Genomic DNA, 12,137 nt, shown 5'->3' with positions numbered 1-12,137 from the left:
GCGGCGAGCGCTGGCTCAGGGGGCGATCTTGCCCTGGAGGAAGAACGCGATGACCCAGGAGAGGAGCACGAGCGACTCGATGAGCGCCAGGCCGAGGATCATCGGGGTCTGGATCCGGGCAGCGGCGCCCGGGTTCCGGGAGATGCCCTCCAGGGCGGCGGCTGCGGCGCGCCCCTGGCCCATGGTGCCGCCGAGGGCAGCGATGCCGATCGCGAATCCGGCAGCGACGGCGAGCCACGAGTTCGCGTCGTACTTGTTCGACGCCGCGCCATCCTGCGCCAGCGCCATAGCGGGAACCAGTACCAGCGCAGTGCCGACAACGGCGGACAGCGACAGCTTGCTCTTCAGCGACATCCGAATCTGCTCCTTTCAAGCCACACAGCCCGCGGGGCTGCATGCGAAACATCTGCGTGGGTCGGGGGCCGCGGGGCGGTCCCCCATCGAGATCCGGGGATCGCTCCAGGGACCTCTGCTACTGCTCGGTAGGGGCCGCGCTTCCGCGAACCACCACCTCGTGGGGCAACCCATCGACAGCGGGGCCCCTCTAATCCGATTTTCGAGGGCTGGCTAGCCTTCTCTTCACCTCCAGCGCCATTCTCCGCGGCGCCGGTGGGCGGCTGACCAGGCGGTCAGGCGAAGCGGTCAGTGGTGGTCTGCCTTCTCGGTCGCGAGCCCGATGTAGATGCAGCTCAGCAGGCAGAACACCAGCGTCTGCACGACGATGACGATGATCGCCAGGAACATCAGGGGCACCGGGACGAACAGCGCGACGAGCCCGAGGAAGATGCTCGCCACGAGGTGATCGACGCCGATGTTGAGCATGAGCCGGATCGAGAGCGTGACCGGGCGGACGCAGGTGGAGATGACCTCGATGGGGAAGATGAGCGGCGCCAGGTACCACTTCGGCCCGGCGAGGTGAGCGAGGTAGCTCCAGCCGTTCTCCTTCAGCCCGTAGTAATTGAACAGGACGAACACCACGACCGCGCACCCGATCGTGATGTTCAGGTTCGAGGTCGGCGGGTTCACTCCCGGGATGAGCGCCGACGCGTTCGAGAAGAAGATGAACGCGGCCGAGCCCCCGATGAGCGGGAAGTACCGCTTCGCGTTCGCGGGCCCCATCACGTCCCGGGCCATCCCGTAGAAGTAGCCGAAGAACGCCTCGAAGAACGTGCGCAGCGTGAGCTTGTCCTCCGGGATCACCGACTCGTTCAGGCGCCGGTACTGGCCGCGGACCTCGCTGGCGAGGAGCACGAACAGCACCATGATCAGCAGGCTCATGAAGATCGGCTCGGTCCCGCGGTAGTCCACCGCGTGGTGACCGATGAACGTCTTGCCGATGTTGCGAGCGTTCTCCCGGAGTCCGGGGAGCTGCGCCAGGAGGTACGTGAGGAACCCTGTGTGCTCAGGCATGGCTTTCGTCGTCGATGCGCCGCGCCGGCAGCCGCGCGGCTGTGCCGGTACGGCCGCGAGCGCTGGCGAGCCTTGTGGGAATTCGCCCTCGGGCGAGGGGCCTCGCCTCTACCACAACTCGTTTACGGTGGGCACCCTGCAGCGCGCCAAGTCTCGTCACGCGGCGCGGGTCGCCCTCGGCGGCGCCGGTTCCGGCGGGAGCTCAGCCGTGAGCGCCCGGCGGGCTTCTGTCCTCCGGGGGCTTCGGTCCGAACAGCGTCCCCAGGCTGATGCCGACGACGAGCGAGGCGTAGCCGACCATCAAGGCGACGCCCGAGACCATCTCGCTCTTCAGGATGAGCCACACGCCGCCCATCAGGCCGGTGAGCTTGATCATCGCGATCAGCGTCCACGACACCGTGTGGCCCCGGCGCGAGAGGAACGCGTCGACGATGCGCGCGAAGACGTACAGGTTCGCCGTCGCGATGGCGCCTCCGATGCACACGCCGAGCGCCGCGCGCACGCCGTACGCGAGCAGCGCGGCCACGGACAGGACCGCGGCCGTGCCGGCGACCCAGCGGAGCACAGACCGCATCGTGGCGTCCCCGACGCCGGGCCGCTCCTCCGCGTCGGGCTCCTCGTGGGGCGGGTCGCCCCCGGGCGTACCGGGCCTTCGCTCAGCGCTCATCGTTCCCCTTCGCGTCCTGCAGCCCGTCGGGATCGCGGACGTCGTCGCTCGAGCCTGTCCGGCGGTCGTCGTCCGGAGCGCGCTCGTCCTGCCGTGTCTTCCGGTCGTCGAACCTCGGCGCAGGGTTCCCCTGCTCGCGCTCCTCGCGCTCGGCCACGGCCTGCATTTCCTTCCACGCCCGGAAGACCGCCTTGCCGGCGGCGCCGATCCCGAAGAAGAACCAGAGCACCGAGAGGTACGGATCGGTCCCGAGCTTCCCGTCGAGCCAGCGGCCGATGAACAGGCCGACCAGCATGCACAGCACCACCTCGAGACCGACGGTCCCGTAGCTTCCGACGGCCTTCCAGTCCTGCTTCATCAGGGGATCCGATCACCGGGCAGTACTTGGGTGCCTCCGGTCGCGATTACAAGCGGTCCCGGACGGGGTCAACCGCCGTCCGGCGTCGCCGCGCCTGTCGTCCTACCGTCGCTTACCGTCGCGCGACCAGCGCCTCGAGCGAGGAGCGCATCGCCCGTGCGGCCTTGCCGCGGTGGCTCACGAGGTTCTTCTCGGCCTCGTCGAGCTCGGCCATCGTCCGTCCGTAGTCCTCCACGACGAACAGCGGATCGTATCCGAAGCCGCCCGCGCCCCTGGGTTGCCTGCCGATCCGCCCCTCGCAGCGCCCTTCGGTCACGATGGGCTGCGCCTCGGACCGCGGATCGAGCAGCACCATCACGCAGCGGAAGCGCGCCTGGCGCCGGTCGTCCGCGACGTCCGCGAGCGCCGCGAGCAGCGCCTCGTTGTTCTCCGCGTCGGTCGCGCCTTCCCTCGCGAAGCGGGCGGACCGGACGCCAGGCCGGCCGCCGAGCGCGTCCACCTCGAGCCCCGAGTCCTCGGCGAGCGTCACCATCGCCGACCGGTGCGCCCCGGCGCGCACCTTGAGGAGCGCGTTGTCCAGGAACGTCGCGCCGTCCTCGACCACCGGCGGTGCGCCCGGGAGCACCTCGGCGAGCGAGAGCACCTCGATCGGGAGGTCGGAGAGCAGCGAGCGCAGCTCCACGAGCTTTCCTCGGTTCGACGTCGCGGCGAGCAGGCGCAGCGGCTCCCGGCTCACGCGACTCTCCAGCGATCCGTCTGGAACAGGGCGGAGAGCTCGACGCCGGCGCTCGACAGCGCCCGGTGCTGCGCGCTCGCGAGCGACGCCACGCCCGCGAGCGCGAGGTCGGTCATGCGATCGAGCTCCGCCCGGGGGATGGCCTCGTCCTCGGCCGTCGCCTGGACCTCGACGATCGAGCCGACCGCCGTCGCCACGACGTTCATGTCGACGCGCGCCGAGCTGTCCTCGGTGTAGACGAGGTCGAGCGCGAGCCCGCCCGGGAGGTGGCCCACGCTGATCGCCGCCACCTGATCGCGGAGCACCGGCGCCTCGAGCGACCCGGCCGCGCGCATCCGGTCGAGCGCCAGCGCGAGCGCCACGAACCCGGCGGTGATCGACGCGGTCCGCGTGCCCCCGTCCGCCTCGAGGACATCGCAGTCGATCGCGATCGTCTGCTCGCCGAGCTGCTTGAGATCGATCGCCGCCCGGAGCGCGCGGCCGATGAGCCGCTGGATCTCCTGCGTGCGCCCGCTCGGGGCCTTGCCCCGCCCGTCGCGCGGCTCCCTGCGGGCCGGGCTCGATCGCGGGTGCATCTGGTACTCGGCCGTGAGCCAGCCCGCGCCCTTGCCCATCATCCAGGCGGGCACCGTGGGCTCGACCGACGCCGTGCAGAGCACGACCGTCCTCCCGGCGCGGTAGAGGACGGATCCCTCTGCATTGCGGTGGAACCCGAGGATCATCTCCACGGGGCGGTGGACATCGAGGGCGCGGCCGTCAGGGCGATTCACGCGGCCGCCTTAGCACACTTCGCGCGTCGCGCGGGCTCGCCTCGCGGCGGCGGGCGAGGAGCCCTGCGGGCCCGCGCCGCTACATCCCGAACCAGGGACCCGGGTCGATCACCTCGGCGCCGCGCCTCAGCTCGAAGTAGAGCTTCGCGCCACCTGGTCCGCTCGCGACCGTGCCCACCCGCGCCCCGCCCGCGAGCTGATCGCCGGCGCGCACGTCCGCGGCGCCGAGGTTCGCGTACACCGAGTAGAGCCGCTCGCCGTGATCGACGATCACGGTGAGCCCGTAATCCGCGTACGTGTCGGCGAAGGCCACCCGCCCCGCCGCCACGCTGCGGACCGGCGCGCCGTCCAGCGCGGTGAGCTCGACGCCGGGGCCGCCGGCGCCGCGGCGCGACACCTTGCGCACCTCAGCGCGGCCGGCGATCGGGAAGGGGAGCCGCCCCATGAGCGAGCGGAAGCCCGCGCGGCGATCGAGCTCGGCGGGCCCGGTGTCCGCGCCGTAGATCGCGAGGTAGTCGGGGCGCACGCTCGTCTCGAACGCGCGCGAGAACGCGGCGCGGCGCTCCTCCTCCTGGGCCAGCGCGACCCGGGCGCGGTTCATCGCCTCGCGGTGCACCTCGAGGGGCGCGCGCTCCGCTCCGAGGTGCGTGAGCCGGTCCGCGAGCTCGGCGCTGCGCCGGGTCAGCTCCGCCTCGCGGGCGAGGTCGCGCTCGAGGGCGAGCCGGGTGCGCTCCACGCGGGCGGCGTGGTCCACCAGCGCGTCGAACCCGCCGCCCACCGGCAGGAAGCCGGCGCGGACGTGGCGGTAGTACGCGCGCCCGCGCGCGATCATCCGGCGGCGGGTGAGCTCCAGCGCGGGGCCGATCGCGTCGAGCTCCGCGCGCAGCGCCTTCTCCTCGGCGTCGAGCTTCGCGAGCAGGCGATCGAGATCGTTCTCGGCCAGCGCGGAGCCCGGGCGCGCCGCCGGAGCCGGGGCCCTGGCCGCCAAGGCGGACGTGGGCGCCGGGGCGTCGGCCGCCGGCACCGCGGCGCCGCTCGTCGCGGCGCCGGTGAGGAGCGCCAGCGCGAGCGGCGCGAGCCGGATGCGGCGCCTCACACGGCCACCATCTTGCGCAGCGTGAGCAGCGCGGTCGTGGCGCCGAGCGCGGCGCCGAGGGTGACCATCCCGAACGCGACCTCCCAGGGCAGGAACGACGGCGAGATGCCGAGCAGGTTGGCGAGCTCGTGATCGAAGCGGCCGCGCACCATCATGAACAGGCCGCCCAGCACGAGCAGCGCGCCGGCCGCGCCGGCCGCGCCCTGCGTGGCGCCCTCGACGATGAACGGCCGGCGCACGAAGCCGTCGGTCGCGCCGACCAGCTTCAGCACCTCGACCTCGATCTTCCGGCGATGCAAGAGCAGGCGCATCGTCGAGCCGATGACGCTCACGACGGCGCAGAGGACGATCGCGGCGAGGCACGCGCTCGCGGCGACGCCGCCGCTGAGGAGGGACGACAGCCGCTCCGTCCAGCGCTGGTACGTCTCCACCGTGTCCACGGCCGGCAGGGCGCGCAGCTTCACCGTCATCGAGGCGAGCGCCTCGTCGGAGACCTCCTCGGTGAAGCCGACCTCGAGGGACGCGGGGAACGCGCTCGGCGGAAGCGCGGCGAGGGCCTTGTCGCCGTCGTCGTGCACCACCTCGCGGCGCGCCTCGGCGCTCGTCACGAGCCGCACCTTCTTGACGCCCTCGGTGCCCTCGAGCGCGCGGGTCAGCTCCGCGGTCTGCGCCTCGGTCGCGCTGTCGCGCAGGTAGACCGTGGCGCGGCCGGCGCGCGACCAGCGATCGCGCACCGCCATGAGGTTCGTGACCACGAGGAGGGCCGACGCGAGGCATACGAACGCGACCGCGAGCGAGAAGATCGACAGCGCCTGCAGCCGCCAATCGCTCCTCCCTGCCCGCCAGGTGCGAAGCCATCTCCGCCGATCGTCACGCTCGCTGGTCTGCATCCGGTTTCCTCTATCCGTCTCGTGAGGCGGAGCCCTCGGCGCTACGCCGCGCCGCGCACGCCGCTGTCCATCTCGTCCTCGTCGCCGCCGTCCACGAACTCGCCGCCGGACCCGAGGCCGTGCGGCACGTCGGTCGCTTTCCCGTCGTCGAGCACGACCACGCGCCGGGGGCGCACGTCGAGCAGCGTCCGATCGTGCGTCGCGAACAGGACGGTCGTGCCCGTCTCGTGGATGTCCTCGAAGAGCCCGAGCAGATCGATCGCGAGCTGCGGGTCGAGGTTGCCCGTCGGCTCGTCCGCGAGGATCAGCGTCGGCTCCCCGACGATCGCCCGCGCGATCGAGACGCGCTGCTGCTCGCCGCCGCTCAGCACCTGCGCCCGGTCGCCGCCGCGCCCCGCCAGGCCGACGCGCTCGAGCGCCTCGCCGACCCGGGTCCGCAGCAGGCGCGACGGGAGGCCGAGCACCTCCAGCGTGATGGCCACGTTGTCGAACACGGTCCAGCTCGGGACCAGCTTGAAGTCCTGGAAAACGAAGCCGATGTTGCGCCGGAGCGCGGGGATCGACGCGTCGGTCAGGCGCGCGATGTCCCGGCCGAGGAACAGGATCCGGCCATCGTCGACGCGCTCGGTGCGGTGCACGAGGCGGAGGAGCGTGCTCTTGCCCGAGCCGCTCGGGCCCGTGATGAACACGAACTCGCCGCGCTCGATCGAGAGCGACATCCCGCGCAGCACCGGCTGATCGGCGCGGTACGATTTGTAGACGTCCTCGAAGACGAGGATCGGCCGGCGCGCGGCGGACGCGTCGTAGCGGTGGCCGGGCCGGAGCGCCGGACGAAATGAGCCTTGCAGAGGGGGCGCCGCCATCGGAGCCTTCACCTATCAGCCTGCTCGCACACGGAAAACTTTTCGGCCGACGCTCCGGCGAGCGCCCGCTGCGGGTCGCCTTTTTTGGCCTCCCGCTGGCGGCGTTGCTGCTCCACGGCGACGGTCACGAGATCGCGCTCGCCGCGATCAGCCGCGCCGACGCCGTGGGGCTCCGCCGGGCCCGCCGGATCTTCGGCTCGCGCCTCCTGCTGCGTCCCGACGTCGAGCGCCCGGAGCTCGCGTCGCGCGTCGAGGCGCTCGCGCCCGATCTCCTTGTGAGCTGGTTCTGGACCACGCGCCTGCCGATGTCGCTCGTGAAGGCGGCGCGGCTCGGGGGGATCGGCGTGCACCCCTCGCTGCTCCCCCGTCATCGCGGGCCGGATCCCACCTACTGGGCGATCGCCTCGGGGGACGCCGAGAGCGGCGTCACGGCGCACAGGATCGAGGCGGAGTACGACACCGGCGAGATCCTTGAACAGGAGAGGCTCGCCATCGATCCGGGGTGGACCGCGTGGCAGCTCGCCCGGGCGCTCGACCGGCCGAGCCTCCGGGTCCTGCGGCGCACGGTCGCCCGGTTCGCGCGCGGCGAGGAGGTGGCGGGGGTCGCCCAGGATCCGGCGCTCGCGACGCAGGCGCCTGCGCCTGACGACGAGGCGTGCGCCATCTGCTGGTCCTGGCCGACGGAGCGCGTCCTCCGGCACGTCCGCGCCCTCGCGCCGGCCCCGGGCGCGTGGACCGAGATCGAGGGCGCCTGCGTCATCGTCCTGCGGGCCGCGCCGGCGGCGAGCTTCCCCGAAGCGCTCGCGCCCGGCGAGGCGGTGGTCGAGGGCGGGGTGGTCCTGGTGCGGACCGGCGACACGGCCGTCGCGCTGCTGGAGGGGGAGATCGACGGAGAGCCGGCGTCGGTGGATGAGCTCGCGGCCCTCGTGGCGTCGGGGGCGTCGCGCGGGTGACCGCCGGCTGGGGCGTTTGGCGGCCGGCGGGGTCGCCTGGCCGGCTCGCGGCCATCGAATCCTGAGCCTACGCGCGCGCGACCGCGTAGGATGCGCCCCTCGGAGGATTCATGTCGGAACCCGCGCAGCTTGCGAAAAGCGCCCGCGAACTGCTCGCCGCGGCGCTCAATGCGCTCCAGTCGAACGGGGGGGTGTCGCCTGAGATCGAGGCGCTCGCCGAGCCGATAGCGCAGGCGATGGGCATCATGCACCGCATCGAGCGCTCCGGGGGCCAGGCCCTCGACGGCAGCGAGATCGCGCTCGGCCATGTGCGCGACGTCCTGAACCGTCTGCAGAGGATCACCGCTGCCGATCCGGTGGTGGACGTGCTGATGGAGCACGTCGCCTCCTCGCTGAGCAAGGTCAACGCGCTGAGCAGGGCGCAGGCCGCCGGCGCCTCCGCGCAGCCGCGTGCGCCCGTGGCGGCGGCCGCGCCAGCGCCGGTTGCGCCTGCACCTGTGGCGGTGGCCGCGTCAGCGCCGGTTGGCCCAGCGCCGATCGCGCCAGCGCCCGTCGTGGCGGTGGCCGCGCCAGCGCCGGTTGCGCCTGTGGCGGTGGCCGCGCCAGCGCCGGTCGCGCCAGCGCCGTTCGCACCTGCGCCCGTGCCAGCGCCGTTCGTGCCAGCGCCCGTGCCAGCGCCGTTCGTGCCTGCACCTGCAGCGGTGGCCTCGCCAGCGCCGTTCGCGGCTGCACCTGCAGCGGTGGCCTCGCCAGCGCCGGTCGCGCCTGTGCCCGCGGTCGCCGTGGCTGCGCCCGCCCAGCACACGCTGCCCTCGCCGCAGCAGCCGCGGCGCGCGCCGGCGCCCGCGTCACCCGCTTACCCGGCCGCATCGCACCCGGCAGCGGACCCGCGCGGCGCTCCGCCGCCCCAGGCCATGCCGCAGCCCGTCGACCACCGCACGCCTGCCGCGGTCGTCGATGTCGAGCTCGGCGCTCTGACACCGTCGAATTTTTACAAGGGACTGGCAGGCAACGACGTCATCGAGCACGGGGGCATCTTCGTCGCGACCTACAAGATCCCGCCGACGGGCTCCGTCGTGACCCTGCGTGTCCGCCTGCCGGGCAACTACGAGTTCACCGCGCAGGCCGCGGTCCGGTGGACGCGCGAGGCCGGCGGATCGAGGGACTCGGCCGAGCCAGGCTTCGGCGCCAGGATCACGCAGATCTCGGCGGAGGGCCGGCAGCTCGTGTCTCGGTTCACGCGCAACAGGGAGCCGCTCTTCTACGACGACCTCTGAGGTCGCCACGCCGCATCGATCTTGGTGAACTCCTCTCCCGCGCGCGCCGGCTCGCGAGCGAGCCGGCCGCTCCACCGCGCAGCGTCCGTCCTCTCTGCCGTCGCCCTCGCGGCGCTGCTGCTCCTCGCGCCGCGGCCGGCCCGGGCGACGGGCGACCCCGATCTCGCCTTCTGGACGTTCGAGACCGCCCACTTCCGCGTGCACCATCCGCAGGGCCTCGAGCCCATCGCGGCGCGCATCGCCTCGCTCGCCGAGACGATCTACGGGCGCGTCGAGGATGCGCTCGGCTACGCCCCGCAGGGCCGCACGGAGATCCTGATCACCGACGACTCCGAGATGGCGAACGGGTCGGCCGGCACGCTCCCCTACAACTCGATCCACCTCCTCGCGTCCGGTCCGGACGACCTGTCGACGCTCGGCGACTACGACGACTGGTACCTCGATCTCCTCACGCACGAGTTCACGCACATCGCGCACATCGACAACACGTCGGGGATCCCGGCGATCCTGAACGCGATCGTTGGCAAGACGTTCTCGCCGAACCAGGTGCAGCCGCGGTGGATCATCGAGGGGCTCGCCGTGGTGAGCGAGAGCCACCACTCGAGTGGTGGCCGGATGCGCTCGAGCATGTTCGACATGTACCTGCGCGCCGACGTGCTCGAGGACAACATCGCGGGGCTCGATCAGATCTCGAGCTCCGCGTTCCGCTGGCCGCAGGGCAACCTCTGGTATCTCTACGGATCGAGGTTCCTGGGCTGGATCATCGACGTCTACGGGCCCAACACGATGCGCGCCGTCTCCGCCGACTACGGGGCGTCGCTCATCCCGTGGGGGATCAACCGCGCCATCCGCCGCGTGACCGGCAGGACCTACGTCGAGCTGTACGAGGGCTGGAAGGACCACCTCCGCCAGCTCTACCGAGCGCAGATGGCGGCCGTCGAGGCGCGCGGGCTCCGCGAGGGCGCGCGGCTCACCTACCACGGGCGCACGGCCCTCTACCCGCGGTTCGTTCCGCCCGCCGCGCGCCGGACCGATGCCGACGAGATCGTCTACTTCCGCGACGACGGCAGGGAGCGCCCCGGTATCTACCGCGTCTCCCTCGCCGCGCCCGCGCCAGGGAGCGAGCGCCGCGAAGCGCTGGTCGCGCGCACCAACGCGCCCTCGCGACCGGCGTTCACGCCGGCGGGTGATCTGGTCTTCACGGCGCTCCTGCCGTGGCGCAACCACTACTACCGAAACGATCTGGTCCTGCTCCCGCGCGGCGAGGCGGCGCCGGACGGCGACGAGCCCTCGCGGCGCCGGTTGACGCAAGGGCTCCGATCCTCGGCCCCGGACGTGAGCCCGACCGGAGATCTCGTCGCCTTCTCCCTCAACAGCAAGGGCACCCGCTACCTGGAGATCGCGCGGCTCTCCAGGGATGGGGTCCTGTCCGAGCGGCGCGATCTCGTCCCGAGCGCCCGCTTCGAGCAGGCCTACTCCCCGTCGTTCTCGCCCGACGGCAAGCGCCTCGCGTACAGCGTCTGGACCGCCGGCGGCTATCGCGACATCCGCGTGGTGGACGTCGCCACCGGCGGCTTCCGACAGGTGACCCGCGATCGCGCGACCGACATGAACCCCGTCTGGTCGCCCGACGGCGAGACGCTCTATTTCACCTCCGATCGCACCGGCATCCACAACGTCTACGCCTACGACGTCTCGTCCGGCGCCCTGCGCCAGGTCACGAACGTGAGACTCGGGGCCTTGCACCCGGCGATCAGCCCCGATGGCAAGACCCTTGTCTATGTCGGATATACCTCTCGCGGCCACGACCTCTTCGCCATGCCGCTCGATCCGGCGCGCTTCCTCCCGGCGCCGCCGCCCCCGGGCGATCGCCCCGATCCCGCCGCCGAGCCTTCGGCGGCGCGGCTCCAGCGCGTTCCTTACAACCCGCTTCCCACGCTCGCGCCGCGCGCGATCACGCTCGACTACGCGCCCGGGAGCTATGGCTCGAACGCGCTCACGGTGAGCGTGACCGGCACCGACATCGTCGGTCGCCACACGATCTTCGGCGAGCTCACCGTGCAGCCGGACGCGCCGGCCCCGAACGTCCTGCTCGGGTACAACTACGGCCGGCTGCCTGTCGACCTCGGCGTCCGCGCGTACCACAACATCTCGCCGCGCGGCGGCTACCGCATCAACGGCCGAAACGTCGTCTACGACGAGCGGACGATCGGGATCTCCTCGGGCGTCAGCTATCCGATCCGCGGCGAGTTCTCGCGGCATACCCTGAGCGCGTCGTTCGGCAGCGCCGCGTTCAAGGGGCAGCTCCCCATCGGCGACAAGCTCGACCCGTATGCGCCCCGCACCATCCTCCCGCCGCGGGGCACGCTGAACCTCGCGCACCTCGGCTACGCATTCTCGAACGCCGAGGGCTCGATCGACGCCGCCGGCGCGCCGCGCGGGGTGTCGCTGAACGCTGGCCTCGATTACGCCGGCCCGGAGACGGGCAGCAGCTATACGTCCTACGCGTTCTCGACGGGCCTCACCGCCTACGTCGCCATGCCCTGGTCAGGCGATCACACCCTCGCGTTTCGCGTCGCCGGGGCGGTGTCGGGCGGTAACTTCCCGCGGGGCGCCAACTATGGCGTGGGCGGGTACGATCTCGAGAACCTCACGCTCGTCGACACATTGCTCACCGGGGTCACGAATAGCTCGTTCACGCTCCGTGGCTACGCGCCGGGCGCGATGTTCGGCCGCTCCTATTTCTCGCAGACGTTCGAGTACCGCGTGCCCGTCCTGCAGCCCGACCGCGGCCTCGTGACGCTGCCGATCTACCTGCGCCGCATCGACGCGAGCCTCTTCCTCGACCACGGCGGCGCATTCAACCGCTTCGAGATGGACGAGCTCGCCCTCTTCACGCAGAAGAGCCTGCTCTACTCGCCCCAGCTGCACGCCTCGGTCGGCGGCGAGCTGTGGCTGAGCTTGAACCTCGGGTACGTCCTCTCCTCGCAGATGCGCTTCGGGTACGCCTATGGCCTGAGCGATCTCGCGATCCCTGGCGGTCAGTTCTACTTCGTCGCGACGAACTCGTTCTGAGCGCCGCGCGCCTGCTGGAAATTTTGCCCGCGCCGACCCCTT

At 72.0% G+C, this 12,137-nt stretch carries 12 protein-coding genes; 3 read left to right on the top strand and 9 right to left on the bottom strand.

From position 1 onward, the window contains the following. Positions 1-15 precede the first annotated feature (15 nt). The 9 genes from WMF29_RS42395 to WMF29_RS42355 form a co-directional block, all read right to left on the bottom strand. Complete coding sequence (locus tag WMF29_RS42395) at positions 16-354, bottom strand: ATP synthase F0 subunit C (protein WP_012240589.1); 339 nt, start codon at positions 352-354, stop codon at positions 16-18. A gap of 288 nt (positions 355-642) precedes the next feature. Next, on the bottom strand, positions 643-1,410 hold the full coding sequence (gene atpB / locus WMF29_RS42390; RefSeq protein ID WP_437325738.1) for a F0F1 ATP synthase subunit A: 768 nt from the start codon (positions 1,408-1,410) through the stop codon (positions 643-645). Between the two features lie 202 nt (positions 1,411-1,612). After that, a complete protein-coding gene (locus WMF29_RS42385) occupies positions 1,613-2,077 on the bottom strand; it encodes an ATP synthase subunit I (RefSeq protein WP_437325737.1) in 465 nt (154 codons plus the stop codon). Further along, positions 2,067-2,435, bottom strand: a complete 369-nt coding sequence (locus tag WMF29_RS42380; RefSeq protein WP_437325736.1) for an AtpZ/AtpI family protein — start codon at positions 2,433-2,435, stop codon at positions 2,067-2,069. The genes WMF29_RS42385 and WMF29_RS42380 overlap by 11 nt, the downstream gene beginning before the upstream one ends. Before the next feature lie 112 nt (positions 2,436-2,547). Continuing rightward, a complete protein-coding gene (gene rdgB / locus WMF29_RS42375; RefSeq protein ID WP_437325735.1) occupies positions 2,548-3,171 on the bottom strand; it encodes an RdgB/HAM1 family non-canonical purine NTP pyrophosphatase in 624 nt (207 codons plus the stop codon). Next, positions 3,168-3,941 carry a ribonuclease PH gene (rph, locus tag WMF29_RS42370; RefSeq protein WP_272102103.1) on the bottom strand — a complete coding sequence of 258 codons (774 nt, stop codon included), beginning with the start codon at positions 3,939-3,941 and terminating at the stop codon, positions 3,168-3,170. Before rph ends, rdgB begins: the two co-directional genes overlap by 4 nt. Positions 3,942-4,020: 79 nt before the next feature. Continuing rightward, positions 4,021-5,037 (bottom strand): murein hydrolase activator EnvC family protein, encoded by a 1,017-nt coding sequence (locus WMF29_RS42365; RefSeq protein WP_437325734.1) that lies wholly within the window; start codon positions 5,035-5,037, stop codon positions 4,021-4,023. Then, positions 5,034-5,927 (bottom strand): cell division protein FtsX, encoded by an 894-nt coding sequence (locus WMF29_RS42360; RefSeq protein ID WP_272102105.1) that lies wholly within the window; start codon positions 5,925-5,927, stop codon positions 5,034-5,036. The genes WMF29_RS42365 and WMF29_RS42360 overlap by 4 nt, the downstream gene beginning before the upstream one ends. Before the next feature lie 41 nt (positions 5,928-5,968). Then, positions 5,969-6,790 carry a cell division ATP-binding protein FtsE gene (locus tag WMF29_RS42355; protein ID WP_272102106.1) on the bottom strand — a complete coding sequence of 274 codons (822 nt, stop codon included), beginning with the start codon at positions 6,788-6,790 and terminating at the stop codon, positions 5,969-5,971. Positions 6,791-6,894: 104 nt separating this feature from the next. Here WMF29_RS42355 and WMF29_RS42350 point away from each other — a divergent pair, with 104 nt between their 5' ends. From WMF29_RS42350 to WMF29_RS42340, 3 genes are all read left to right on the top strand, one after another. Beyond that, positions 6,895-7,743, top strand: coding sequence for a methionyl-tRNA formyltransferase (locus WMF29_RS42350; protein WP_437325733.1), 849 nt, complete (start codon positions 6,895-6,897; stop codon positions 7,741-7,743). Positions 7,744-7,934: 191 nt separating this feature from the next. Next, on the top strand, positions 7,935-9,020 hold the full coding sequence (locus WMF29_RS42345; protein WP_437325732.1) for a hypothetical protein: 1,086 nt from the start codon (positions 7,935-7,937) through the stop codon (positions 9,018-9,020). 24 nt (positions 9,021-9,044) lie between these two features. Then, entirely contained in the window at positions 9,045-12,095 is a 3,051-nt protein-coding gene (locus tag WMF29_RS42340; RefSeq protein ID WP_437325731.1) for a BamA/TamA family outer membrane protein, read from the top strand. The last annotated feature ends 42 nt before the right edge of the window (positions 12,096-12,137 follow it).

The sequence above is a fragment of the Sorangium sp. So ce381 genome (genome assembly GCF_051473845.1).
Classification (GTDB): domain Bacteria; phylum Myxococcota_A; class Polyangia; order Polyangiales; family Polyangiaceae; genus Sorangium; species Sorangium atrum.
This window is presented reverse-complemented; position numbering and strand designations above follow the sequence as displayed.